Origin of the sequence: Metabacillus kandeliae, from assembly GCF_021166585.1 — a bacterium.
Lineage (GTDB): Bacteria > Bacillota > Bacilli > Bacillales > Bacillaceae > Metabacillus_B > Metabacillus_B kandeliae.
The window spans coordinates 377,063-403,093 of sequence record NZ_JAJOZE010000001.1 but is presented as its reverse complement, the minus strand read 5'-3'; the positions used below and the strand labels follow the sequence as shown (position 1 = coordinate 403,093).

The following is a 26,031-nucleotide window of genomic DNA, read 5'->3' as shown; positions in this document are numbered from 1 at the left end:
CCGGCTGGTTTAGGAAGCCAGCTTCCTGAACTGGCGGCTGCATAAAAATTGAATAGCGCAAAATGGCAGGCTGAAAGCAAGCATTGGAAGCAGTCCAGGCGCTGCCAGAAACAGCAGCAGGGCAGCTGACAGGCAAATTGCGGCAGACAGAGTCAGCAAAGGGAAACCAAGTGTTAGTTTTATACTGTTCTTCAAACAGGAAATGACGCTTCCTCCATAATTCACAAGAAGCGGGATAGCGAAAAGCAAAGAGAAAAACAGAACAGCCATCAGGATAAAGCAAACGTATGAAGCTGCTAATGCTGCAATGCTTCCAAACGAGCGGAAAAACCCAAAATCAACATAAAGAATGAACAGCAGAATACTAAACAGCCAGCCTAATTGATTAGCTTTTTTGAAATGCAAGATAGCAGCTTTTTTAAATTCCGTTCCAATTTTCAGATCCTCATTCCGGCAAACACCCGGCAGCACAGTCATCGCCGCCGCCATTGCCGGAAAGATGCCAAGAAAAAATCCGCCGAGCAGGGAATAGAAAAGACATAAAACATTTAAATAGGATAGCTTTACTAAAAAATCAAACACTGTGCCAAGTCTCCCAAAGACTCCTGTCATTCCTGCAGCCCTCCTAATGGGTATGAATTAATGGAGCGGTAACTCTATTTTCTCTATCTCTTGTTTCCCTTCTCTCTGAAACCAAAGGCAGTTCTCCTTTTCATGCCATTCAAATCTGAACGGCGATGGCTGCTTGCTGATTCGGGGAACAATGATGGTAACAAGCAGTTCATCTGCGGCAGCGGAAACTGCTTTTTCATGATCCAGAGCTCCTCTTTGCTTCACTAATTTAAGTTCAGCATCTTTCTGCGGAAAGATTAGATCTGCTGCATGATTTTCTCCTGCGATCGTGATCTGCCGTCCGGCAGTGCTTCCGGTTTTTAATGGCGTTCCGTCTGCTGATAAAAAAGCCTGTGTGCTGTTGAACAAAAGAACCGCTTTATCCCCCCGGCTCCTTTTTTCTATAGAGTCAAACAGGATATAAAACCCTGATTCATGTCCTATAATGCTCCTTGTAAAGCTGTGCAGCCTTCCTCCATAGCAATCATCAGCAACTGCCTTTATGAGAACAGCCTTATTGCCTTTCCTGACAGAAGAAATTCTGCCTCCGCCTCTTGTACATTGCCCTTCCCCATTGATTAAAAGGGTGTTGTGCCCCTTGCTGCCCAAGGTAAACTGGCTTCTCGGACCAGGCCTGTAGTCCTGGTAGCCTGGATCTGTTATGAGCCACTCTCCGCCGGCATTCAGGATGAAATGATTTTGGTCAAAGTGATTGTGGTCCCGCTTGGATGAACTGGAGCAAACAGCAAGCATATGATCCGCGTCGCCCCAGCCGCTTCTTATGCACGCCCACCCTATCGGAAGGGATTTTACATAAGGTTTTTCAAAGACTTCTGAAGGAGCAAGAGCTGGTTCACTGTTTTTTCGGTAAAGGAAGCTTCTGCTGTCATCAGGAACATATTTTTCCAAAAACCACTTAGAAACAGGATCCTGGTTCACATCTGCCAGTGCTCCCATGATTGGAGCAATATGGATGCTGTGGCCGGAGTCTGAAAAATTAGCAAAGGATGCTTTCTTGCCGGGAGCCATAAAGTAAATAAATTGCTCCGGCAAAACGTTTGCTAAATAAGGATGCATAATCAGCGAGTCATCATCTGCCGCCCTCTTGAACGCTGCAGCAGCGATCATGATATGCTTGCAGGCTGCAGCCGTATAGAGCAGGCCCTCTGTCTCAGGCGTATCTATTCTTTCATCAAGGTAAGATGTTAAATAATGATGAGCGCCTGCTATGTATTTTTCCGCATGGGGATATTCATCTCTTATAGCAAGAGCGCCAAGCATGATGGCACATTGCTTGGAACAAATAATGTTGTGGGTGTCCATGTTATTAAGATCAGCTGCAAGCGGCCTTAAACCATGTGTCACAATGGAATTTTTGATTTTCTCTTTTTCTGCTGGAGCAAGAATGGAATAGAGAGTGTCATAGCCTATCGCCTGACCCATCAGAAAATGAGCATTGCTTAAATTCCCCTCAGCGCCTCTCTTTGGGTATTCGTACCATCTTGTAAATTCTGCGAGGCCGAGCATCAGCTCTTTCGCCTTTTCGGCATAGATGGAAGCACCAGTTAAAGTCCAGGCAATGGACAGGTCCTGTATCCGTTCCTCCACAGCTCTTGAAAACATGGTCCAAAAGGGATAATCCACATAGCCTTTAGGGCTTTTTCTTGCTGGAAGCTGCTTGAGGGGGAGTTTAACCTGTATTCTGTCAGGAGCATTGCCATATGTGACTAAAAAGGAAGTTTCTTCTGCAAATTGATTGGCTCTTGAGAGAAAAGCGCCCCATGCGTCCAGATAATGCTGGAGATTGTTCCTAATTTCGGTAACTGCATTTTCTTTAAAAAGGATTCTGGGACGTTTTTTTAAAGCGCTTACATTTAATTTTTGCTGTTTAGAAAGGACCTTGATCTTTTTCAAAACTGTTTCATTTTGACAGGTTATGGCTATTTCCGCAGTCCCCGGTTTTTCCCCTTTTACGGCTCCATTTTTCCAGGAAACAATCCCGGGGTTTTTAATCACAGGGGTGACACTGATTCTTTTTTCATTATGAAAAACAAACAGTTCTGCTTCTTCACCTGCTTCAATGAGAGGAAGATCTAATACTTCAATCATAGCAGCTCCCCTTTGCATACCTGTATTTAACTTGTATATGACATTAAATAGAAAAACATTCCAATTCTTGGCCACACCTAAAAATTATCACAATTTACAGACTCTTTCAATACAAAAAACGGAATATTCTGTAAAAGAAGAATCGTAAGTCCTGTATGATGCAGAGCAGACAGGACTTATGCCTTACACCTGCCCAAATGAAAAACGCCCGGCTTAGACCGGGCGTTTTCTCTATTCTACTTGAACTTCAGCCGATGCTTTTACCCGGCCATCTTCAGATACAGCGGTAATAACGGCTGTACCTTCTGAAACAGCTGTTACAAGTCCGGTTTGGTCCACACTGGCTGTTCCGCTATTGCTTGAGCTCCACGTCAGCTTTTTATTTGTGGCAAACTCCGGAATAACTTTTGCCTCAAGCTGCATGATTCTTCCCTTTTCCATAGTGAGCGCACTTTTGTTCAAAAGCAGCGCCTCTACTCTGATGACAGGGTCTGTGTTCGTATAGCGCCAAATGTTCGTTCCGTTTGACAGCTCGTCCCCCTGGATGAAATAGAAATTCCCGAGTTTATCAGCAGCTATTTTACTCGCATCATCATGCAGAAAGGTTACTTTTTTGGAGGCTGTATCAATTTTGAAAAACTGTTTGCCAAGCGTTCCGTACAGCATGCCATCGCTGCCTTTAATGAGGTCTGTGCCGATTCTCATCGCTCCGGCATTTGGAAATTCAGAACTGCGGTAAACCGTTTTTTGCGATGCAGGATCGAAAAGAAAGAGCGTGTCCTGGGCAATACCCCATAATTTCCCCGTTTCGTCCGCATAAAGGGCGCCAATCGATGCCTTTCCCGGAACAGGTGCTGTTTCAAACAGCTTGCTGCCGGATGATGCATCATATCCGATCAGCTTTGCCTCTTTAGCAACAGGATCTGAACCAGTGCCGCCGAAGATGCTTGATCCCGCATACACCATTCCGTTGTATTCTGCCAGCGAAATGATGCTTTGATTTTCCACAATATTACGGTTGATGGTCACTTTCCCTGTCGTCAGGCTGTAAGAGGAGAGAGAGCCTCCGATTTTTCCATAATCCGGAATTGTCCCGGCAAAAATTTCATTTCGTTCAGGGAGAGAAATCATCGCAACAGGACGGTTTTGCTCATTTTCGCCATGCAGGTTAAAAAGCTCTTTGAGATTGGTTTTTCTATTCCACGGAAGTGAAGTATCATAGGAAAAAATCCGCGCTCTCGGGTAAATGCCGAAAAACATTCTGCTTCCGACTGATGTCATTCCCTCTGCTTGCCCAAGTCCTGTTTCCTGCTGTGTTTTCCCTGTCAGCGGATTGAAGATGCCAAGATCCCCGCCGATAAAGCCGCTGCTGTATATTTTGCCATCAGGTCCTCCTCCGATATTATAAATATTGGTTGATTGCGGAGGCAGCGGCAGGTTCGTAATTTTCAATGCCCCTTGAGCTTTGCTGAATTTAAAAAATTTCCCTTCGTAGTTGCCGCTGAAGCCGACAAGAGTATCTGATGCAAATGGTCCATTGTTCAAGTCAGCATAGCCGAAGCCAATTGCAGGACCTTCCACATTGACTTTTTGACTGCCGATTTCCACAGGCTTTGCTATTTTTTCATCAAGGCTGTATTCCTGCAATATGCCGTCTGCTGTATAGTAAACATGCCTGCCATCAGGCGTCAGCGGTGAAACGCCTCTTGATTGAATCGGCCCTTCAAAATCAACTTCAAGGGTTTTTTCATCAAGCACAACAAGCTTGAAATCAGGCTCCAGCTTGACAAATAATTTTCCGCCCTCTGCCTGGAGATCATATACAGAGATGGATTTTCTGTAGGCTTGCGGGAGGACATCTGTTTTCCTGCCTGTATTCAAATCATACTTGATTAAATGGGCATGGGCGCCGACCCCGGCGTACAAGGCGTTTTCTGTTTCGCTGTAGGCAACGCTTCTGACATACTCCTCACCAGGCACCATTTCGCCGAAGTCTGTAAAACCTTTTCCTGGGCTGTATTCAAAGGTATGGCCGTCATAATACGTGCCGCCGTATACCTTTCCGTCTTTTCCTGGTACAAGATCCCAAATGACAGTTTGATTTTTAACAGGCTTTCCTAAATTAACGGCTTCCTCATCGCCGGGAGTGTACTGATAAAGGCTGCCATTCGGCGTGGAGCCTGCATATACTTTGCCGTCAGATGCCACTGTTACAGCCCATGCTGCTTCCGCTTCAGGCAGCGGCACAACCTTTTTCACCGTTTCTGTTTCAATGTCCACTGCAGCAAGCTCAGCAGGCCTTCCTGCAAGTACGGTGTAGGCGACAGCACGGCCGTTCTCATCCTTTCCGAAAGCCCCTCTCATTGCCATGAGCTTATGAATTTGAACGCCAAGATCCTGAAAAGATGGCTTCACTTCAGCACTCACTGCTGTGCGGGCTATAAATTCACCATCTTCGCCTGTTATCATGACTTCGAAGCTGTAGTGCCCTGCTTTCGTAAATTTTATTTCCGTTTGTATGGCCTGCTTATAGGCTGGAGATAGGTCTTCCGGAGCAGCCAAAAGCTCTCCGCTGTTCAGCAGTGCTCTCTTCGGGCTTGAATCAATGGCAATGACTGCATCTCCGGGTCCTTCAAGCTTTTCGATCCTGGCTGAAACCCCATCAAAACCTTTTTTTCGAACTGTCTTCGCCTCAATTGTTATAGGAGTCTTTATGTAGCTTCCAACCGAAAGATCACCCGGCAGGTTCATCTGAACGTGATAGTCTGAGTAGTTTCCTGCTTTTTCTTTTACATCCACCATGCTTTCATCCTTTATTCCATTATAGATTGCTGTAACAGCTGTTTTTCCGGGCTTGTTCCCGTATAATTTACCCTCTTTTACAAATGCCGTATCTTCATTTTCTGATCTAAATTCCGGCCGGGGCACATAGCGCGGGCGTTCACCCTTTTCTTTTACTAAAAGAGTAAGAGGAACAGCCTGTCCAGCATGCAGATTAATTTTCTCAGGCAATATTTTAACCCATTCTGTTTCTTCAGCCGCTCCTGCTTCCTTCCATCCTGAAAGCAAGAAAATCCCCATAAGCAAAACAGTCAAAATACGAAGAAAACGCAGATTCATGATATTCTCCTTTGTACTTGTATTTTACTTGTCTATTAACTTAAGGGTATCCCGGCTTCTAAAATCTGTAAACTTCTTTTATCTGATTATTCCAAAAATAAGTAAACATAACCAGTTTTATGATTCAGCAAGCATCTTATTAAGGATTTTTTCAATTCTCATACAGGCTTCATGAGGGGTTTCCATATTGGCCCAAAGAAGATTCAGCTCGCTCTGCAGCATCTTCGCCTCTTTGGACGTTAAATTCAGGTCTCCGACCGGCTGTGCATAGGGCAGTACTTTTAAAAAGGTTTTATATTGCGCCGGATGCAGGTCCTTTTTCAGCAGACTGTCATCTTCAGCCGCTTTTCTTAATACAGGAATTGTACATCCGTTTTGCTTGACAATGCTTTGTGCTTTTTCAGAAACCATATAATCTACAAGTGACTGCACGGCCCCTCTGTGCGGAGTATTTTTATTGATTGCCAGTCCCCCGCCGATTAACAGTGCAGCTTTTCTCTCCTCTGCAGGCGCAGGCATAATGTCCCATTCCAAATCCATGTCTCTGAACTCGTTTAAATAATAATAGGTTGTCAGAATCATTCCCGCTTTTCCTTTTTTGAAAATATCCTCTGCAAGATGATCGCTTCCATGTGCAAAAATCGGGGAAACCCGGTGCTTATACATCAAATCTGTGCAAAATTCCAGTGCTGCTCTTGCTTCAGGATCAGCTACAGCTGAGCGGCTTCTGTTTGAAGCCATCAGTTTCCCGTTGTTCTGCAGAACAAAAACCGGCCACCTGTGATAGGAAGAGGAAAAGCAGAAACCATAATGCTCCACTGTGCCGTCTTCCGAAACTTTTGTCATTTTTTTAGCGGCAAACAGCAGCTCCTCCCAATTTTTTAATTCGCTCAGCTCTTGAATGCCAGCCTGGCGCAGGATCCTTTTGTTATAGCAGATCACAACAGGAGAAAAAATAAAAGGAACAGCATAGGCTGCGCCCTGATGGGAAAAAAGCTCAAATACTTTTCTGTAGCTGTTTTCCTCTGTCAGGTTGGCTGATTGATAGGCTTCAAGATGCTCCAGGCTGCCGTCCTCTTTCATTTCGCGGAATTGGGAATCTGACACCATAAACAAATCCGGGCCGCTGTTTTGTTTAATATTGTGCGAAATCTGGCTGACATACTCTGCTTCAGGCAGCACGTCAAATGTGACGCGGATATAAGGATGCTCCTTGTGGAACGCCTTTAATATTTTTCTGACGCTTTCCAGTTCATAGGAGGAAGAAAACCAGGCAAGCTTAATTTCTGTCACGTGAGCTGTTGCGCTGAACACCACTTTATTTCCCTTTCCGGGAATTTTTTCGATGTATCCATTTTCAACAAGCTCGGCAAGTCCTTTTCTGATTGACACTCTGCTGATATCATATTTTTTGCTGAGGGCGTTTTCCGGCAATAGAAAATCCCCTTCCTTCATCCGCCCGCTCAAAATTTCATCCTTTAATTCTGCTGTAAATACATTATATTTTTTTTCAAAACTGCTTTCCCTTCGCAATTGCATGAGCATCTCTCCTGGTTTTTCTGTTTGTTTAAAGCAGCCATTGGCCTAAAAAACGGATGGCTGCTGAACGGACTGAAGCAGGAAAATCATGGCCGCCGTTTCCAATCAGGATCATAAGCCTCTCATGGGCTTCAAGCACCTGGTAAAGACCGTCCACCTCTTTCAGTCCTTCCGCTATTCTTGTCCAATGGGGAAAAATCGGGTCATTCATTGCCATATAAACAAACAGCGGGCGCGGTGCGTGGAGGGCAAGAATTTCATGGTATTCAAACGGCACTTCCCCTCTCTCCACCCACTGAGTCAGCTCTGGAAAGTGACTGAACCACTCCCGTTCCCCCCATCTGTTTCTCTCCGGATCTCCTGTAAAAACACTAAAGCCGCAGCTGATGGCGCAGGCTTTGATCCGCTCATCCAGCGCTGATAAAAAATAGGCGTTGTACCCGCCGAGCGAATGGCCGATTACTCCGATTCTTCCGCTGTCTGTTTCCTGCAGCCCTGCCAAAACCGACACAGCCTGCTTATGATCAGATATCATTTTCCCCGCTGCCGTCCAGCCTTGATGCTTTTCATAAAAAGCTGCTGTATGAAACGGGAGGCTATCAGCCAGGACTCTGTCTCCAGCTGTAATCGCATCAGGAGCAAGTACGGCAAATCCTCTCTTTGCAAGCTCTATTCCATACTGCCGTTCCTTTCTCCCTCTTGGATGAGAAATGTCGTCCTTTCCGAATGCATCTGTCGGATGAAGAGCCAGAACAGCCGGGCATGGCCTTTCCAGCTTTTCCGGGATCAGCAGGTTAGCCGGCACCTGATCGCCGTCTCCTGTTTTATAGATAATTTTTTTGCGGATATAGCCCTCTTCCTTTTCTTCTCGCACTGTCTCATAATCCGTCCCTGCAGGTTCTGCTATTCTTTTTACCATTTCACTCCACGCTTTACTCACAGCAATGCGCTGCTTTTCCCAGCAGGGCCTGGCAGCCGGGAGCGGGGGGATTCCCTTCTTTTCCAGCTGATCAAGAGAATACGGCATGTGCTCCTCCTTTTAGCTTCAGCGAGCATAAGCTGCTTCCGCTCGCAAAATAGACGTTATCCCTGTATATGGCACTTCCAGCCGTTATGGAAACAGGTGATGGGATAACTTGGAGAGCAAGCGTTTTGCTGTTCACAAGAACGGCTGCTTTTTCCAGCAGGCACAAGTAGAATTCCTTCCATTTCAACAAGCCGTTCCTTGCAGGCCGTCCAAATTTCTCAAGCTGAATTTGGCTTAAAGTGTGCAGGTTCTCCAAGCTAAAAACAATAAAGGTGCTTTTCCCTGTCAGTGCTGCTCCTTCTTCATCAGCTGAAAGAATGCCGGCAATTTCTTCTTCGCCTTCTATCACCATTTCAGCGGAAACGCTGAATAGCGGCCTGCCTTTCATCCTGAAAATACGGGCATGTTCTTTAGTCTGGGCTGCGCCGCCCGGTGTCAGCACGCTTGTGCCTCCAAGCAGATCTCCGCCGGGGAGCATCGACAGACTCACAATGCTTTCGTCTGAAAACAGCAGGCTGTTTGGAATCGTTTCGATCCTTCCTTCTGTGAAATCAGCGATGCCCAAAGAACCGCCTCTTTCCCCGTAGCCTGGATACCCTCCGATATAAAATTCCTTTCCATCAGGATGAACAGCCATGCAGCGCGGGCGATGAACTTCTTTCAGCTCTCCCTTCAGCTCAGGAATTCCGCCTGCTGTTACATCAAGAAGATACAGCTTTCCATTTGTGTAAGCAGCTCCTGCCAGCCATTGGCCTGATACAGCATAGGCGCAGATGTTGCCCCCTTCTCCCTTTTCCAGTCCGCCATGCACGTGAAAGCTCTCTTTTCCAGGATCAAAGGCGTAAAATTGCAGGGGATGCATCGATGTGCCGTAAACCTTCCCGTCAGGACCGAATGCCAGCACGCTCAGTTCTGCTCCTTCTGAAACGTAGTTAAGCTCAATGGTCTTTTCAGCTGTTTCCAGAACTTTATCAGGGAGACTAAAGGATTGAATTTTATGCTTTCCTTTCAGCTGCCCGTAACAGGCAGAAAAGCCTTTTCCCCAGTACAGCGGCTCCTGCACCTCATCTTTTTTTACAGGAAAAGCTTCCCCTTCTGAAAAAAGAAACCACGCCTCTTCATCTGAAGGCTCTCTCAAATCCCTTGCAGAGAGCTGGCCGTATATTCTATTGTTTGTTCCTTTCCTGACATACCCTGTCCGCTTGCCTGTTTTGCTTTTATCAAAATGCTCCTTCGCTTCACCTGTTTGCGGATAATATGCCGCTACAAAGCCAGCTTCTGTTCCAACTCCGGCATAAAGCCAGCCATCTTCTCCCGCAGCGAGCGTTCCTGCATATTTTTCTTCTGAACTCAGCTTTTTTAGAAAGCGAAACCTTCTTTCATCAGGATCATAGTGCCATAATTCCAGGCTTGGATACGTACAAAAACAAATGCTTCCGTCCATTGCTTCGCAAATACTGAACACGGCAGCTTCTTCCTGTACAGGTGATAGCTGCGTAATGATTTTTATTTGAAACGGATCCAGTTCAATAAAGAAACTCCCGCATCCTGTATAAAACATTCCGGTGCTCGAGGAAAACGTCACATAAGGATAATCTGTTTTAGATGGCAAATTCAGCTGGCTGCACTCTTCTGTTGCCGGATCAACAACCAGAACAAAGCCTTTTGCACCGATAACAAGCCTTTCTTCTCCGTTCATATTTCTGCATACAGCAGCCGTTCTGTTTTCAGCCGCATGGATGGGGACACCATGATTGCGGAAAATGGAAAACAGCTCCTTTCACCTGTTATTTACCTGTATACTATTATTCAAAAAATTCTAAACTTTTGTCAAATCATTTTTTTCCGTAAAAAAAACCAGGGGCTAACTGGCTCGAATGTTTACATGAGGCGTGTTTTCAGCTTTCTTTTGTGCTGCATGGTCTGATTTCCACTCCTCGACTTTTTCGTCTATTTTTTCACCAAGCTGTTCATCCATCTGAAAGGGAAATAATTCCCCATAGGTTGCTCCAATATTTAAGCGCCCTTTCAGCTCTTTGATGCCGATCTGGCCCATATGAATATTATATTCAAGCTTTTCCAGAACAAATTTATCCACTTTAATCTGGACTTCTTCAATAACCGTTCCATTAGCGGGTTCCTTTTTGCTGCTCTTTGCCATCATGTCTTTCAGATTGTCCAGTGCTTCCAGTTTCTTCTCAACAGTATCCAGTTTTTCATGGAGCTTGGCGATTTGGTCATCTTTTTTAAATAGGGAGAATAGGTTTTTTAATGACATCTTATCACCGCTTCGTTCAGGTTCAGAGGGCTTGTCCTACATTCTATGTGTGTCAGGCGGAAAATATGATGAAAGGGGAGTTTCCATGCAGATAGCCGGATCCGGCATTCAAATTGCCGGAATGAAAATCAATACAATAGGAGCAGGCTGTTCGATGAACGTCGGAAAATCAATGCTTGTGAACCGCTCGCTGTCCAATAAACGAAACAATGGATTTGGAGAGCAGAATTCAGATGGCACAATTGTCTTTCAGCCCATCCAGATTGTGCTGGATAACGACGGGGCAGATGCCGATTCCATTAAAACAGAGCATTTTACTCAATCGGAATAATGTCCCCTCTCAGCATAGATTTGGAATAACTGACAAAAAGGACGCCATTCATAAATTTCGCTGCCGCCTCTGCGGGGACAATATATTCGGGAAGCTTGATTTTCCGTTCAAATTCTCCGTAGTGGCCCTCAATGCTTTTATACACCTGCTCCGGAAACAAAAGAGCCCTTGAGCCTCTTACAACTAAGTACTCTCCGTAAGATGCCAGCTGCACCTGGTGCTTATCAACCCCTGGAAGATAAATGATATAAATGAGTTCTTTCGCTGTCTCCGCTACATCTATAGCAGGAAATCCGTTTTTATTATCCGGCCTGCTTACAGCACCGGTGTCCGAAAAGGGGAGATCCTGCATAAACTGTTTCATCGTGTCATCATCGAAAATGCCTCTCCAAAAATCACCGCCGTACATGTTCTTGGAAAGGTTAATCCACTGCTTTAATTTTTCAGCGTCCACTTTTGATTCCCCCAAGGAGTCAACATATTCATCTGCTGGCCGTCATAAAATTGAGAGGAAAAGGAGGGATGAAAATGAGACCGCCTTCGCCTTATATAAATATTAATATTTTCATGTTGAAAATTAATTCCTTTGAAAATGCCTCTGCTGTTAACGTCGGGCAGAACCTTCTCGCAGAATGGAGCAACTCAGACAAGAAAAATCAGGGATTTGGCCAAAGCATGGGAGACATGTCAGGTTTTTTCCAGCCTAAAGGAATCGTGGACGACAGGGACCAGTTTGATTCTCTCTCCTCATTTGATTCCAATTCTTTTCCCGTTAAAAAGGAGGAGCAGCCGAAATGATTTTTTCCCCAATGGTCGTAAACATAATGGGGTTTAAGGTTAACGTAATAGACAGAAGCGGGACATTCAATGTCGGCACCCTTCAGCAAATTGATTATTTCCTCTCCATCAAGCAAAACCAGGGCTTCGGAGAAGAAAACGGCGACCTCGCCCCTATTTACATCCCCATCAGCTCTGTTCTCGACTCTGACCTTACGGATTCTAATTCCATAAAAAACAGTGTTGTGTAAAGAAAAGCGGAAGCCGCTCGTTCAGCCCCGACAAGCGCTGGAGGGAAAATCCGAAAAGTCCGGTCTTAGACTTTTTGGATTTTTCCGAAGCGACTCGAGGGGCTAGCGGATGGAGCTGGACAATTAAGAAAAGCGGAAGCCGCTTGTTCAGCCCCGACAAGCGCTGGAGGAAAAATCCGAAAAGTCCGGTCTTAGACTTTTTGGATTTTTCCGAAGCGACTCGAGGGGCTAGCGGCTGGAGCTGGACAATTAAGAAAAGCGGAAGCCGCTCGTTCAGCCCCGACAAGCGCTGGAGGGGAAAAACACACGCTATTCGTTCTAAAAACAAAAAGAACCGCAGCAGCGGTTCTTTTCTGTTATTGTCTATTCGGAAATATCTTTTGAATGGTTTTTGCGAATTCATTGGCGAGTCCGCTTACAGGCTTGCCTTTTTGAAGATCTTTGGAATAGTCTTTCATGCGGTCAACAAAGTCAGGGTTGGCGCTGACGAATACATTGCGAATGCTTGGGTTTACTGCTTTTACCTGCTTTGCTACTTTGCCTTTCACGTCCTCAGTGAGCTTTTGGTTTTTATCGCCTGTAAGCTCAACTGCTGCATAAGCATTATTGTCTGTCGCAATGACATATGCATGCTTGATTTCTTTGAGCGAAGCAGCATTTTTTGCTTCTTTTTCAGCAAGGGACATTTTTCCTGTGACATTATTTTTTGCTCTGTTGGCGGTTTGATTTGCGTCATTCCCAAGATTTTTGACACCGTTGTTCAAATTGTTCTGCATGTTGTCCTTCATATTGCTTTTTTGATTTTGATCATAAGACGTATTTTGCGGATGGTTCATTTTTTTATTTTCGGAATTGCTCATGCCGCATCCTGCTGTAAGCATGGTTCCAAGCAGAATAACAGCGCCTATTTTAGCAACTTTCATTTTTACGGCCACCTTTCCTGTTCTCATGACATTAAGGTGCGCAGTTTTACTAAACTTATGCATGCACAGGAAAAGCATTTAAAATATGGCTCTGTTAAATTTGGATGCTGATTTCCGTTTCAGGCGTCCGCTTTCCGCAGGGCAGGCAGTGAGCCTCCAGCATTCCTCTTTAACCCAGCCTAAAATAGAAAGAGAGTGCTCAATAAGATTGAACACTCTCCATTATTTTAACGATGACGCTCCATTCTGCTTTGTCTTTTCTGATTAGCTGAGGAAATCTTTTGCTCTTCCTCTGCTTCCCGTGCTGCAGAAGGTTCATTCTTATGTTCATGCAGTGCTTCTTCTGTTTCGATCGGAGTTGCAGTTTCAGTTTCAGCTGCAGCAGCAGTGCTTTCTGCAGTACGATGCTTTTCAATTTGAATTTTCAATTCATCATTTTCCTTCTCAAGCTCCTTAACACGGCGCTTAAGAGAATAGGTGCGGAACATGCCTGTGGATCCCAGCAGCAATCCGCCCATTAGTACAGAGCCCAGTATAATAAGGATTAAAGGCCATCTTGTTTGTCCAAATAAAAAGTTTACCGATACGCTGCTGACATTGTTTACGGCAAAAATAGCCACAATCAGCGCAAAGATAATCGTCAGTATAATGCTCCATTGCCTTTTCAAGCGTATTCCCCCTCTCTGCTTCATTCTTTTATAGAATGAAGCAAGTTTCTTTACATTATGTATTTTTACCCCGCCCTCAGCAGATTTGAAACCCGCACACCTGCAACAGGAACTTTTAAAAGTAAAAAAAGAGCGCACATGGCATATCTGTGCGCTCTTGCTTTTTACACTTGCGGTTTTTCCACTGCTTTCGCTTCACGGTTCTTTTCAATCTGTTTGCCCTTCCAATAGCCCCAAAGCTGAACAGCAATGTAGAGGGAAGAATAAACACCGGAAATCAAGCCGACGAGAAGCGCAATTGAGAAGTTGCGGATGGATTCGCTTCCGAAAATGAGCATGCAGATCACCGTAATTAATACAGTTAATACCGTGTTAACTGATCTTGTAAAGGTCTGCTGCAAGCTCTTGTTCATAATGATCCGCAAATCTTCTTTTGTTTTCATGCGGTATTTCTTTTCAAGCTCCCTGATCCGGTCAAAGGTAACGATCGTGTCGTTGATGGAATAGCCGATTATGGTCAGAATTGCGGCGATAAATGTGACATCGACTTCAAGGCGTGTGATGCTGAAGAAGGCGACAATAAAGAATGCATCATACAAAAGAGATGCAATGGCAGCAACCGCCATGTAAAACTCGAAGCGGATCGCCACATAAATGATAATGCCTACTGATGCAATTAAAATACCGTAAAGGGCATTTCGCGCCAGTTCTTTTCCAACTTCAGGCGATACCGTGCTCACACTCAAGCTCGAGCCGAAATTTTTATCAAACTGATCTTTTACTTCAGCAATTTTCGATTTGTCCAATACTCCGACAAAACGGGCAACAGCCGTGTTGTTATTGTTCCCTGCCAGAACCACCTCATCGGGCTTCAGTCCGACAGTCTGAAATTCTTTCGTTACTGATTCTGCGGTAAGAGGCTTGTCTGCATTTACCTGCACCCTCGTTCCGCTGGCAAAGTCGATGCCAAGATTCAGTTTGAAAATGAACAGCACCACAATCCCTATAATAACTGCAGCTGTTGAAAAAATTGCAAATGGCTTGTTGTACTTAAGGAAATCAATTCGATCATAACGGGTCGGTGCTTCTGTGTTAGGACCAGTTTTGTTAATATCAAGAATTTGTTTTCTCTTGACTCCGAACCATGTAGCTTTTTTATCAAGCCACCGGCTTTCAACCAAGAGATATAACAGCAGTCTTGTTAAGAATACCGCTGTCAGGAAACTGGCGATAATGCTGACAATCAGCATTGTCGCAAATCCTTTTACAGCGCTTGTCCCAAAGAAGAACAGCACGGCACCAGCTAAAATCGTAGTGATATTGCTGTCAAAAATGGTAGCAAAGGAGCGGCGGTTTCCGGCTCTGAATGCTGAACGGACCGACTTTCCAAGCTTGATTTCTTCTTTTATCCGCTCATAGGTAATGATGTTCGCATCTACTGCCATCCCGACCCCGAGAATCAGGGCGGCAATACCTGGCAGGGTCAGCACGCCATTCATCCAGTCAAACACCTGAAGAATAACATAAATATAGGCGCTTAGCGTAATAACGGCAATGAGCCCCGGCAAGCGATAGAAAAAGAGCATGAACAAGAAAATAATTGAGATTCCGATAATTCCGGCAAGGACAGTTGTCTGAAGAGCCTCCTGGCCGAATTTAGCTCCGACAGATGTGGAGTACGTTTCATCAAGCTTTACAGGAAGCGCTCCTGCATTTAAAAGGTTGGCAAGATTCTGCGCCTCTTTTACGGTGAAGTTGCCTGTAATCTGGACATCTGTCGTATTCAGCACTTCATTGACAGACGGGTCAGAAAGGAATTTAGGGTCCTGCTTTGCAGCTTCTGCTTTATAGCTGTCCCCTTTTTTATAATCAAGCCAGATAACCAGCTTGTTGTTTGGAACACCCATCTTCAATATATCTTGGGTGACTTGTTTGAATTTGTTCTTGTCTTTCAATTTTACCGATACAACCGGGCTGTTCGTATTCGGATCAAATTGCTGCTTTGCTCCGCCTTCTGACAGGTCAGAGCCGTTCAGCATTTCTTTGTCATTTACATCCCTGAAGGTCAGCTGAGCCTGTGTGGACAGAATTTCCCTCGCTTTATTCTGATCCTTAACCCCTGCAAGCTGAACGCGGATGCGGTTATTTCCTTCAATTTGAATGTTCGGTTCACTGACGCCGAGCACATTGGCGCGGCGCTGAAGAGCATCAACTGTGCTTAGAAGCGTGCTTCTGTCGATATGATCTCCTTTATTGGCCGGTGAAACGTTATAAAGAATTTCGAAACCGCCCTGCAAATCAAGGCCAAGCGGAATATTTTTTGCAGCATTATTGCTGAAGAGCCCAACAATTACCCCAATAATAATGGTCACAAGAAAAAACGCGGCTACGCGTCCTTTTTTTATCATCTATGTATCCTCCTTAAAGTCTCCCTCACAGCTGTCAAATTAAATCATCTAAAAGCTGCTTGCCTTCCGGCGAATCAAACCAAGCAGCAGACTTAAAGGATTCCACTGTCGTATGATTCATAAAATCTCCTGGTTTTACAGACATAATATCCCTTACGAGCTCATGCACGAAAGGCTCCCTCATCGTTTTCCATTTTCTGCTGGTCAAGAAGTCCCATAACTGTTTTTCCGTGACATGATTATACCCAATAATTTTAAATTCTTCCAGCTTGCTTTTTAAAAAAGGCATCACATGCTGATGGTATAATTCTGCCGGATGTTTCTCCATCGCCCACACTCCTGTGCTTTTTAAACTGTACGCCCCTGCAAACTTGTCATGCTTGGTCAGATGCTCGGCATATAGTAATTGTATATGAAAAGACGCTGTTTGAGAAGGTAGGTAGAGGAATGTCGAAGCAAACTTTTTTAAAAGGGACGCTTATTTTAATAGCTGCCGGAATGATTACGAGAGTGCTTGGGTTTATCAACAATATTGTCTTGGCAAGATTCGTCGGGCCTGAGGGCGTTGGACTTTACAGAATGGCCGTACCGACGCTTGTTCTGGCCATTACCATTACACAGTGCGGCCTTCCGGTTGCGATCTCAAAGCTCGTAGCAGAGGCTGAAGCGGAAAAAGACCAGCAGAAGGTCAAAAAAATTCTTGTTGTTTCTCTTTCCATAACTGGCGGGCTCAGCCTTATAATTACTCCGCTGATGATTATCCTTGCTCCCCTGATATCCAGCACCCTGCTCACAGATGAAAGGACCTTATACCCTCTTCTGGCCATCTCTCCTGTTGTGCCTATTGTCGCTGTTTCGTCTGTTCTAAGAGGCTATTTCCAGGGAAAGCAAAATATGAAGCCTGCTGCTTATTCACAAGTGCTTGAGCAAATTGTCAGGATTTCGCTTATTGCTCTTCTGACAAACATGCTTTATCCCTTCGGAATTGAATACGCAGCTGCAGGCGCCATGATCTCTTCCGTGATTGGCGAGGCGGTCTCCTTTGTGTACCTTTGGTTTTCTTTTAAGCGCAAAAAGAAAATGCAGATTAGAAAAAATTTTTTTGCATCTGCAAAAAAGGGAAAAGCAACCTTTGCAAGTTTGATGGAGGTAGCCCTGCCGACGACCGGAAGCAGGATGATCGGATCGATTGCCTGGTTTTTTGAGCCGGTTGTTGTGGCACAAAGCCTTGCCCTGACAGGAATAACGGCCGTTATGGCGACCAGGCAGTATGGTGAGCTTTCCGGTTACGCTCTTCCCCTTTTGATGCTGCCTTCTTTTATCACGTATTCTCTGTCAACTTCGCTTGTACCAGCCATCAGCGAAGCCATGGCGAAAAAGAACCATCAGCTTGTTGAACACAGGCTCAGACAGGCTCTCAGGCTCAGCATCGTGACAGGCGGCCTTGCCGTCCTCGTGCTGTATCTTTTTGCAGAGCCCCTGATGACTGCTATGTATGGAAATAATGACGCAGCAGGGCTGGTCAAGCTGATGGCCCCATTTTTTATTTTTCAGTATATACAGGGGCCCCTGCAGGCAGTTCTACAAGCGCTGAACCTGGCGAAAGCTGCCATGTTTAACAGCTTGATTGGGGCAGCCGCCAAAACAGGGATGATTTTTCTCCTGGCATCACGGCCCTCCCTCGGCATCACGGGAGCAGCACTCGCTATAACTGCAGGCATCATGCTTGTCACCCTGCTGCATCTTGCAACAGTAATGAAGGTGATCTCCATGTCCATTTATGCAAAAGATTACTTGTACAGCTTTTTTGCCATCATCCTGACCGGTGCTGTCAGCCATTATGCATGTACCTTGTTTTTTTCAAAGCTTCCCTCTGTAAGCAGCCTTTTGCTTTCCATTTGTTTAACTTCGCTGATTTATTTGCTGCTGCTTATGCTGTTTAAACTGGTTTCACTCGAAGAGCTTCGCCGTGTTCCGCTCTTCGGCAAATGGATCGGGGCCAAGAAATAACATTAATGCTGTTCTTTTTCATTTTTCATATCCACATAAAAAACGCCGTTGCCGTATGTGCAAAGAGAAATATCCCTCAGGTTTTTGTGGCCGTGCTTTTTCAGCTGCTTTCTGAGCCAAAATTCGGTTTTGTTTAAATTCTTCAAGTTTTCGTGCTGAATAATTCCGTCTACAATAAACGGAAGCTGCAGATCCTCCCGTTTTGTTTTGCTTTTTTTTATAACAGAAAGCTTTCCTGACGGTTCTAAGATGGCATATTCAACATCAGAAATTTTATTGATGTCCTTTTCTCTGAGCTGCATAAGAAGGTCATCAAAATTATAGCGCTGCTGTTTCATCGCCTTATCATCAACTTTGCCATGATTGATAATAATCGTTGGCTTGCCGTCGATCCAATGCCTGACCTTTTGAGATTTCAGCGAAATAAGCGCAAGGCTGATTTGTATGCCCAAAAGGAGAAGCATCGGCAGGACCGTATGCATCACTGGCTCGCCCGTATTTTCTATAGCTGTAACAGCCATTTCCGCAATCATAATAAAAACAACTAAATCCAGCACACTCAGCTCGCCAATCTCACGTTTTCCCATTAGGCGGAAAATCACGATAATCAAAAAATAAAGAAGAACGGTCCGCAAAATGATACTAAGGTACGTTTCCATGAAATGGCCTCCCTGCCGCTTTTCGTCTATATTTATTCTCTGCACACAGACTGGAAGCATTCAGGTTTCTTTTTCCATTTTGAGGAAAATGGATTCTATTTTCGGCGCAGCGGAATATGCTTGTATAAACATAGGGAAACAAGCCTGAAGGAGAGATGCCGCATGGAAACAGGAAGATGGGGAAAAGCCATCATGCATGGCTTGCTGACTATTTTTGCAATGGCGCTGATCATCAGTCTAATCATTTCGCTCCTGCTGAAATTTACCGGTTTAACGGAAGGAACGCTAAAATGGGTGATGGTTGCATTATCATTTCTCACACTTTTTATTGGAGGATTTGTCTCTGGCGGCAAAGGGAAAGAAAAGGGCTGGCTCATCGGAGGCATTACTTCCCTTCTCTTTACACTGATTATCATCTTATTTCAATTCCTCGGCCTCGGGTCCTCCTTTACACTCAGCCAAGCCGCTTTTCATGGCGGCTTTATGCTCACAGCCATGCTCGGCGGCATGATGGGAGTCAACCTTTCTTCTTCACGCTAAAAGCGGAAGCGCCTTGAACAGCCCCTGAAGACAAAGTAAATGCATCAAAAAAGGAAGGCACCTTTGCGGCGCCTTCCTTTTTCATCAGAAGAAAACTCTTCTATGTATTATTCTTTGCTAAGTGACGGAGATTCTTTTCTTTGCACCTCGCGGATTGCGCGGCGGTCAAATGTCAGACGTGATCCGTCGCCTGCTTTTAAAACGAATTGATCTTCATCAATTGCGTCAACGGTGCCGTGAAGGCCTCCGATTGTAACGACTTTATCGCCTTTTGCTAATGCTGATTGCATTTCGCGCACATTCTTCTGCTGCTTTTGCTGCGGACGAATGAGCAAGAAATAGAAAATCGCAAACATTAAAATCAGCGGGCCGATTGTTGATAAAATTCCCATGTAGTTTTCACCCCTTTCTGCAAACGTTTATAAAAATGCCTGCGGCATAAATGCCGCCGCGTTTTTTTCAAACAGATTCAGCAATAAAATCTCTTTTGCTTAAAAATTCTTTGCATCCGGCTTATTAAAGCCATAGCGTTCGAAAAACTCATCGCGGAAGTCGCCAAGGCGGTCTTCCCGAATCGCTTGTCTCACCTGTTTCATTAAGTTTAACAGAAAATACAAATTATGATAAGAAGTAAGCCGTATGCCAAACGTTTCATCACACTTGATCAGGTGCCTGATATAAGCCCGTGAGTAGTTTCTGCATGTGTAGCAGCCGCAGTTCTCGTCAATCGGACCAAAATCCCGTGCGAACTTCGCATTTTTGACTACCAAGCGGCCATTGCTTGTCATCAGTGTGCCGTTTCTCGCAATTCTCGTCGGCAGGACGCAGTCAAACATGTCGACGCCGCGGATTGCTCCGTCAATAAGCGAATCCGGTGAACCGACTCCCATTAAATAGCGCGGTTTATGAGAAGGGAGAAGCGGTGTGGTATACTCCAGCACCCTGTTCATGACATCCTTTGGCTCGCCGACAGATAATCCGCCGATAGCATAGCCTGGGAAGTCAAGGGATGTCAGATCTCTTGCACTCTGCTTTCTCAATTCTTCATATTCTCCGCCTTGAATGATGCCGAAAAGTCCTTGATCATTCGGCCTTCCATGGGCATTCAGGCAGCGCTCTGCCCATCTGCTCGTCCGTTCCACACTTCTTTTCATATAATCGTGTTCTGCAGGGTATGGCGGGCATTCATCAAATGCCATCATAATATCAGAGCCGAGAGCATTTTGAATTTCCATTGCTTTTTCAGGTGATAAAAATAATTTATCGCCGTTTAAATGGTTTCTGAAATGCACGCCTTCTTCTTCAATTTTTCTGAACTCGCTTAACGAGAATACTTGAAAGCCGCCGGAGTCCGTTAATATAGCCTTGTCCCAGTTCATGAAAGAATGAAGGCCGCCTGCTTCCTTCACAATGTCGTGTCCCGGACGCAGCCACAAATGATAGGTGTTGCTTAATATAATGCCGGCACCCATTTCCACTAATTCTTCAGGTGCCATTGTTTTAACTGTAGCCAGAGTTCCTACAGGCATAAATACAGGCGTTTCGAATGACCCATGCGGGGTGTGCACCATCCCGAGCCTTGCTCCTGTCTGCTTGCAGGTTTTAATCAATTCATAGCGAATTGGTGAATCAGCTGCCACCCATTTTCCCTCCTTTATTTCGCTGCTTTAGAGCAGCATTCCGCGCGCTTTATATAATAAGCATCGCATCGCCAAAACTGAAAAACCGGTATTTTTCTTTCACGGCAGTTTCATAGGCATGCATGATCGGTTCTCTTCCTGCGAGCGCGCTGACCAGCATAATCAAAGATGATTTAGGCAAATGGAAATTTGTCAGCATGCCGTCAATGGCGCTGAAATGATAGCCGGGGTAAATGAAAATATTCGTCCAGCCATTTTCTTCCCTGAACTGTCCATCATACTTGCCTGCAATAGATTCCAGTGTCCTTGTAGATGTTGTGCCGACCGCTATAATACGGCCTCCATTTTCCCTGACTCCATTCAAGAGACGCGCCGTTCCCTCGCTCATTTGGTAGAACTCAGAATGCATTTCATGTTCCTCAATGGTCTCTGCACTGACAGGGCGGAATGTTCCTAGGCCGACATGAAGGGTAATATAAGCGATATGAACGCCTTTTTTCTCAATCTCTTCTAAGATTTCCTCTGTAAAATGAAGACCTGCTGTCGGAGCGGCAGCAGAGCCGATTTCTTTAGAATAAACGGTTTGATACCTTTCCCGGTCATCCAGCTGTTCTTTAATGTAAGGCGGCAGCGGCATTTCTCCAAGCTGCTCCAGCACTTCATAGAAGATGCCGCTGTACTTAAATTCCAGAACCCGGCCGCCATGCTCTGCTGTCCCGGTGCAGACAGCTTCAAGCAGGCCGTCGCCAAACTGAATCACAGAGCCTTCTCTAACTCTTTTCGCAGGCTTTACAAGCGTTTCCCATTGATCGCCTTCCAGCTGTTTGAGCAGAAGAATTTCTATTTTAGCTCCTGTATCTTCCTTTGTTCCAAACAAACGGGCAGGCATCACCCTGGTATCGTTCAAAACGATGCAGTCCCCTTCATTCAAATGGTTCAGAATGCCGCGGAACGATTCGTGCTGAATTTCGCCATTTTGTTTATTGAGCACCATCAGCCTTGAAGCATCTCTTTGCTTAAGCGGCGTCTGGGCGATTAATTCATCCGGCAGATGAAAATCAAACATTTCTACCTTCATATCTGTCACCTGATTTCTGTTTCATTAAAGCCCGTCTCATTTTAATACGGACAGGCACTCAAAATGTTACTGATTTTTATTTCATTCTTCCAAAGAAAGAAAACACGAGAGATAAAATGATGCTGATTACGATGCACGTAACAATCGGAAAGAAGACGGTTGTGCCGCCTTTTTTAAAAATGATATCGCCCGGAAGCTTTCCGATAAACTGCAGCAAAAATCCTGCCGCCAAAAGAACGGCACCCAGAATCATCATAACCTTCGGAAAATCATTCATTGTGAGGGACCTCCATGTTAAAGTGCCGGTAAACAGCATCTGTTACCATTCTCCCCCTTGGAGTCCTCTGCAAAAACCCTATTTGAAGAAGATAGGGCTCATACACATCTTCAATGGTATGCGGTTCCTCTCCTATTGTAGCCGAAATTGTATCAATTCCAACCGGTCCGCCTCTGAATTTTTCAATAATCCCAAGCAGCAGTTTATGATCAATGTGATCAAGCCCCAGCCTGTCAACCTGCAGCCTTTCAAGAGCATTTTTCGCAAATTCCTCTGTGATGAGCCTTTCGCCCTTCACTTGAACAAAATCCCGAACCCTTCGGAGCAGCCTGTTGGCGATTCTCGGGGTGCCCCGTGAACGCCGGGCAATTTCTTCTGCTGCCTTGCCGTCAATTCCTATTTGAAGAATTTCTGCTGTCCTTTCCACAATAAGAGACAGCTCATTCTCCCGGTAATATTCGAGCCGCGAAAGAACGCCAAAACGGTCGCGCAGCGGCGCTGAAAGCAGTCCAGCCCTTGTAGTCGCACCTACAAGGGTAAAAGGCGGGAGATCAAGCCTTACAGATCGGGCTGTTGATCCTTTCCCTATCACAATATCAAGACAAAAATCCTCCATTGCCGGATAAAGAACTTCCTCAATGGATCGCTGCAGCCTGTGAATTTCATCAATAAACAGCACATCTCCAGGCTCAAGCGAGGAAAGAATGGCCGCAAGATCCCCAGGTCTTTCAATGGCAGGGCCTGAAGTCGTTCTGATATTAACACCCATTTCATTGGCGATAATTGACGCCAGCGTCGTTTTCCCAAGCCCTGGAGGCCCAAACAGCAGCACATGATCCAGCGTTTCCTGACGCATTCTTGCTGCATCAATAAATACTTTCAGGTTTTCCTTCACTTTTTCCTGGCCGATATACTGATGAAGCTTTTGCGGCCTCAGACTTAGCTCCAGTGCGGATTCATCCGGCTCTGCCTGGCCTGATACAAGCCTGTCATCCATCATGATCACCCTACTTTAAAAGCTTTTGCAATGCTTTTCTTACATATTGATCTGTTGTAAGCTTTTCCTCCTTCAAGGACGGAAGAACTTTATTGATTTCTCTCTCGGCATACCCGAGAACAAGCAGTGCCTCATGAGCTTCATTAAGGGACCTTGAAGCTTCGTCCCTTTTGCCGATCTCTTCATGTGTAAATAAATCAGGCATAAGCTCAGTCGCTACATCCGCCAGCTTCCCTTTCAAATCCAGAATAATCTGCCGGGCTGTTTTTTTGCCTACCCCCGGGAACTTGACAAGAAACGCTTCATCTTCTCTTTCAATAGCCTCCACTACCTGCCCGGGATTTCCGGAAGCGAGGATCGCTAAAGCTCCTTTTGGTCCTATTCCCGTTACATTTAACAGCTTTGTAAAGAGGCTCTTTTCCTCCCGCGACTGAAAACCGTACAAGGCCAAAATGTCTTCTCTGACATGCTGATATGTAAACACCTTTTCCTCTTTGTCTCTTTTATAGATAAAAGGGTTTGGAGTATAAATCTTATAGCCGATTCCCGCATTCTCCACAACAACATATTCGGGAGTAACCTCATCTACAATCCCTTTAACAAACTCGATCAATGGCTTCACCTCTTATTGACTGAAACTCATTGTATCATAAAACACGCCATTTTGAGCACAATTTGTTAACATATGTTCGTCATTTCTTCTGGACAGCAAGGCTGAAAATTCATTTCCTTGAGAGCCTGAAAATAATAAAAAAGCCGCATATGCAGCTTTTCACTTTTTTTCCGGGACCGTTGAATAGCGCCTGAAGGATTCAATTACTTTCACATAATTTTTCCTGTTCTCCACTCTGATTCCTTTATCCAATTCTTGAACATTTTTCGTTTCCAGCTTTCCAACATCAATCTGAAAAAATGACTGGATAACTTTTGAAGGATGATCCGGCTTTCCTAAAAAGATCGTTAAAATGCCATTGTCTGTTATGCCGAAGTAGCCATTCGCCTTCATTAAAGGTGAAATATCATCCACCTTTTTCCGAAAAATCATACGGGAAGGCCCCTCTTCAAGGAGCTTCCATCCTTCATATTCAGCCCAAAAATCCTCCATTGACCAAACAGTTTCCGTCTTCTTTTCTTCACTTGTTTCACCATCAAGATAAACTCTTTCAAGCAGCACATTTACCTTCAGGGGTTCCCCTGTCTTTGCCTCGCTTAAATTTTTACCGAACAGCTGGAAGGTAAAAAAGAGAATCGGAAAACAAACGGCTATTACTAATATAGATTTCAATCTCTTCAACTGGCTCACCCTTTATAATAGAGGTAATTATCAAGCAGCCATATTGCTTGCCCCGCTTTATTCTTTTTTATTGTTGCCAAATCTTTCTCTTTTAGCCCTCCTGCTCCTATTTTTATAAAGCGCAAATAAAAAACAAAAAGAGACGATAAAGGATCGTCTCAAGCAGTCTTCAAACCATTAATCTTCATATCCATCTTCATAAAACGGCCTTCCAAACATTTGCCCCTGCTGTCCGTACTGAGGCATTCCCTGCTGGCCGCCGAATCCAGGCATTCCGCCGTATTGGCCGCCATATTGAGGCATGCCATACTGTCCTCCGTATCCAGGCATTCCGCCATATTGACCATAACCCGGCATTCCGCCATAATGGCCGCCGTACCAAGGCATACCGCCGTACTGGCTTCCATACTGAGGCATTCCAAATGCACCGCCTGGCATTCCGCCGCCATAAGGACTGCCAAACCTGTAGCCGCCCATAGCAGGTCCGCCGCATCCGCAATCATCATAGCCAGGATTGTAAGCTCCCATCACATTCGGCTGGTTCGCATAGGCTCCCATCACATTCGGGTTGTTCTCGTATGCTCCCATCACGTTCGCATTGTTCTCGTATGCGCCCATCACGTTCGGCTGGTTCGCATAAGCACCCATCACATTCGCATTGTTTTCATAGGCGCCCATCACGTTTGGCTGGTTTGCGTAAGCACCCATCACGTTCGCGTTGTTTTCATAGGCACCCATCACATTGGCATTGTTTTCATAGGCTCCCATGACGTTCGGCTGATTAGCGTAAGCTCCCATGACGTTGGCGTTGTTTTCATAGGCGCCCATGACGTTCGGCTGATTAGCGTAAGCTCCCATTACGTTTGCATTGTTATCATAGGCTCCCATTACGTTTGGCTGATTGGCATAAGCTCCCATGACGTTGGCGTTGTTTTCATATGCACCCATTACATTTGGCTGGTTTTCATAAGCGCCCATCACGTTTGGCTGGTTCTCGTAAGCCCCCATCACGTTCGGCTCGTTTTCATAAGCTCCCATCACACCTTGCTGCATTGGAGCATAACCGTACGGCATTGGTCCTGGAACATAGCCAGGCGGACACCATGGACCTGGCACGAACCCTGGAGGGCAAAAACCTGACCCTGGCATTACAGGCGATACAGGCATGCATTCTGGTCCCTGATAAGCTGGCATAGTTTGTGCCGGCGCTACATTCGCTGGCATGTTCGCATTCGGCATGTTGTTTGGCATTGCCATTCCTTTGGCAGCCTCCTCTTTCTTCGCAGGAGAAACAGCTGTTTCTTTCTTAGCCGGCATCACTTCTTTAGGCTTTGCCTCTGGAAGTACATTCGCCGGCTTTTTCGGAAGCACAGGCTGTTTTTGCGGAAGATTCATGTTAAGGGAATAATAATTATTAATATCAATTTCAGGATACAGCGGTTGAGGAATATTCGGCATTTTAGGCATAACCGGTGCTTCTTTCTTCTCTGCCT

General features: G+C 45.2%; 25 protein-coding genes. 5 read left to right on the top strand and 20 right to left on the bottom strand.

Annotated features, from left to right (window positions below; genetic code table 11):
• Positions 1-9 precede the first annotated feature (9 nt).
• The 7 genes from LRR81_RS01910 to LRR81_RS01880 form a co-directional block, all read right to left on the bottom strand.
• Positions 10-612: a YesL family protein gene (locus LRR81_RS01910; protein WP_231787607.1), complete on the bottom strand. Its 603-nt coding sequence runs from the start codon at positions 610-612 to the stop codon at positions 10-12.
• Between the two features lie 27 nt (positions 613-639).
• On the bottom strand, positions 640-2,721 hold the full coding sequence (locus tag LRR81_RS01905; protein ID WP_231787606.1) for a heparinase II/III domain-containing protein: 2,082 nt from the start codon (positions 2,719-2,721) through the stop codon (positions 640-642).
• 231 nt (positions 2,722-2,952) lie between these two features.
• A complete protein-coding gene (locus tag LRR81_RS01900) occupies positions 2,953-5,841 on the bottom strand; it encodes an Ig-like domain-containing protein (protein WP_231787605.1) in 2,889 nt (962 codons plus the stop codon).
• A gap of 117 nt (positions 5,842-5,958) precedes the next feature.
• Positions 5,959-7,380 (bottom strand): extracellular solute-binding protein, encoded by a 1,422-nt coding sequence (locus LRR81_RS01895; protein ID WP_231787604.1) that lies wholly within the window; start codon positions 7,378-7,380, stop codon positions 5,959-5,961.
• A 28-nt stretch (positions 7,381-7,408) separates the two neighbouring features.
• Positions 7,409-8,407, bottom strand: coding sequence for an alpha/beta hydrolase family protein (locus tag LRR81_RS01890; protein ID WP_231787603.1), 999 nt, complete (start codon positions 8,405-8,407; stop codon positions 7,409-7,411).
• Positions 8,391-10,106 carry an NHL repeat-containing protein gene (locus tag LRR81_RS01885; RefSeq protein ID WP_231787602.1) on the bottom strand — a complete coding sequence of 572 codons (1,716 nt, stop codon included), beginning with the start codon at positions 10,104-10,106 and terminating at the stop codon, positions 8,391-8,393. Before LRR81_RS01885 ends, LRR81_RS01890 begins: the two co-directional genes overlap by 17 nt.
• Before the next feature lie 165 nt (positions 10,107-10,271).
• Complete coding sequence (locus LRR81_RS01880; RefSeq protein WP_231787601.1) at positions 10,272-10,685, bottom strand: hypothetical protein; 414 nt, start codon at positions 10,683-10,685, stop codon at positions 10,272-10,274.
• Positions 10,686-10,770: 85 nt separating this feature from the next.
• Here LRR81_RS01880 and LRR81_RS01875 point away from each other — a divergent pair, with 85 nt between their 5' ends.
• On the top strand, positions 10,771-11,016 hold the full coding sequence (locus LRR81_RS01875; protein WP_231787600.1) for a hypothetical protein: 246 nt from the start codon (positions 10,771-10,773) through the stop codon (positions 11,014-11,016).
• Here the strand turns inward: LRR81_RS01875 and LRR81_RS01870 are convergent.
• Positions 11,000-11,470 (bottom strand): Hsp20/alpha crystallin family protein, encoded by a 471-nt coding sequence (locus LRR81_RS01870; protein ID WP_231787599.1) that lies wholly within the window; start codon positions 11,468-11,470, stop codon positions 11,000-11,002. The genes LRR81_RS01875 and LRR81_RS01870 overlap by 17 nt on opposite strands.
• Before the next feature lie 74 nt (positions 11,471-11,544).
• Here LRR81_RS01870 and LRR81_RS01865 point away from each other — a divergent pair, with 74 nt between their 5' ends.
• Both LRR81_RS01865 and LRR81_RS01860 read left to right on the top strand, forming a co-directional pair.
• Complete coding sequence (locus LRR81_RS01865) at positions 11,545-11,814, top strand: hypothetical protein (protein WP_231787598.1); 270 nt, start codon at positions 11,545-11,547, stop codon at positions 11,812-11,814.
• Entirely contained in the window at positions 11,811-12,044 is a 234-nt protein-coding gene (locus tag LRR81_RS01860) for a hypothetical protein (RefSeq protein ID WP_231787597.1), read from the top strand. The genes LRR81_RS01865 and LRR81_RS01860 overlap by 4 nt, the downstream gene beginning before the upstream one ends.
• Before the next feature lie 356 nt (positions 12,045-12,400).
• Here LRR81_RS01860 and LRR81_RS01855 read toward each other — a convergent pair whose 3' ends face one another.
• The 4 genes from LRR81_RS01855 to LRR81_RS01840 all read right to left on the bottom strand — a co-directional run bounded on the left by LRR81_RS01855 (position 12,401) and on the right by LRR81_RS01840 (position 16,371).
• On the bottom strand, positions 12,401-12,967 hold the full coding sequence (locus tag LRR81_RS01855; RefSeq protein ID WP_231787596.1) for a YhcN/YlaJ family sporulation lipoprotein: 567 nt from the start codon (positions 12,965-12,967) through the stop codon (positions 12,401-12,403).
• Between the two features lie 227 nt (positions 12,968-13,194).
• Complete coding sequence (locus LRR81_RS21405; protein WP_408631574.1) at positions 13,195-13,635, bottom strand: LapA family protein; 441 nt, start codon at positions 13,633-13,635, stop codon at positions 13,195-13,197.
• A 164-nt stretch (positions 13,636-13,799) separates the two neighbouring features.
• Positions 13,800-16,040: a protein translocase subunit SecDF gene (secDF, locus tag LRR81_RS01845; protein ID WP_231788582.1), complete on the bottom strand. Its 2,241-nt coding sequence runs from the start codon at positions 16,038-16,040 to the stop codon at positions 13,800-13,802.
• Positions 16,041-16,077: 37 nt separating this feature from the next.
• Positions 16,078-16,371 carry a post-transcriptional regulator gene (locus LRR81_RS01840; RefSeq protein WP_231787595.1) on the bottom strand — a complete coding sequence of 98 codons (294 nt, stop codon included), beginning with the start codon at positions 16,369-16,371 and terminating at the stop codon, positions 16,078-16,080.
• A gap of 119 nt (positions 16,372-16,490) precedes the next feature.
• Here LRR81_RS01840 and spoVB point away from each other — a divergent pair, with 119 nt between their 5' ends.
• Entirely contained in the window at positions 16,491-18,053 is a 1,563-nt protein-coding gene (spoVB, locus tag LRR81_RS01835) for a stage V sporulation protein B (protein WP_231787594.1), read from the top strand.
• A gap of 2 nt (positions 18,054-18,055) precedes the next feature.
• On the opposite strand, the gene LRR81_RS01830 is transcribed toward spoVB, so the two are convergent.
• Positions 18,056-18,712, bottom strand: a complete 657-nt coding sequence (locus tag LRR81_RS01830; RefSeq protein WP_231787593.1) for a DUF421 domain-containing protein — start codon at positions 18,710-18,712, stop codon at positions 18,056-18,058.
• A 162-nt stretch (positions 18,713-18,874) separates the two neighbouring features.
• On the opposite strand from LRR81_RS01830, the gene LRR81_RS01825 reads away from it, so the two are divergent.
• Positions 18,875-19,252 (top strand): TIGR04086 family membrane protein, encoded by a 378-nt coding sequence (locus LRR81_RS01825; RefSeq protein WP_231787592.1) that lies wholly within the window; start codon positions 18,875-18,877, stop codon positions 19,250-19,252.
• A 107-nt stretch (positions 19,253-19,359) separates the two neighbouring features.
• Here the strand turns inward: LRR81_RS01825 and yajC are convergent, their stop codons facing one another.
• The 7 genes from yajC to LRR81_RS01790 all read right to left on the bottom strand — a co-directional run bounded on the left by yajC (position 19,360) and on the right by LRR81_RS01790 (position 24,547).
• The gene (yajC, locus tag LRR81_RS01820) at positions 19,360-19,644 is read right to left on the bottom strand and encodes a preprotein translocase subunit YajC (RefSeq protein ID WP_231787591.1); all 285 of its coding nucleotides are present in this window, start codon (positions 19,642-19,644) and stop codon (positions 19,360-19,362) included.
• A gap of 99 nt (positions 19,645-19,743) precedes the next feature.
• Entirely contained in the window at positions 19,744-20,892 is a 1,149-nt protein-coding gene (tgt, locus tag LRR81_RS01815; protein ID WP_331716323.1) for a tRNA guanosine(34) transglycosylase Tgt, read from the bottom strand.
• A 49-nt stretch (positions 20,893-20,941) separates the two neighbouring features.
• Complete coding sequence (queA, locus tag LRR81_RS01810) at positions 20,942-21,970, bottom strand: tRNA preQ1(34) S-adenosylmethionine ribosyltransferase-isomerase QueA (RefSeq protein WP_231787590.1); 1,029 nt, start codon at positions 21,968-21,970, stop codon at positions 20,942-20,944.
• A 76-nt stretch (positions 21,971-22,046) separates the two neighbouring features.
• Positions 22,047-22,247: a DUF2905 domain-containing protein gene (locus tag LRR81_RS01805; protein WP_231787589.1), complete on the bottom strand. Its 201-nt coding sequence runs from the start codon at positions 22,245-22,247 to the stop codon at positions 22,047-22,049.
• Positions 22,240-23,244 carry a Holliday junction branch migration DNA helicase RuvB gene (gene ruvB, locus LRR81_RS01800; RefSeq protein WP_231788580.1) on the bottom strand — a complete coding sequence of 335 codons (1,005 nt, stop codon included), beginning with the start codon at positions 23,242-23,244 and terminating at the stop codon, positions 22,240-22,242. Before ruvB ends, LRR81_RS01805 begins: the two co-directional genes overlap by 8 nt.
• A gap of 10 nt (positions 23,245-23,254) precedes the next feature.
• The gene (ruvA, locus tag LRR81_RS01795; RefSeq protein ID WP_231787588.1) at positions 23,255-23,857 is read right to left on the bottom strand and encodes a Holliday junction branch migration protein RuvA; all 603 of its coding nucleotides are present in this window, start codon (positions 23,855-23,857) and stop codon (positions 23,255-23,257) included.
• A 159-nt stretch (positions 23,858-24,016) separates the two neighbouring features.
• A complete protein-coding gene (locus LRR81_RS01790; RefSeq protein WP_231787587.1) occupies positions 24,017-24,547 on the bottom strand; it encodes an intercompartmental signaling factor BofC in 531 nt (176 codons plus the stop codon).
• Positions 24,548-26,031: the final 1,484 nt, after the last annotated feature.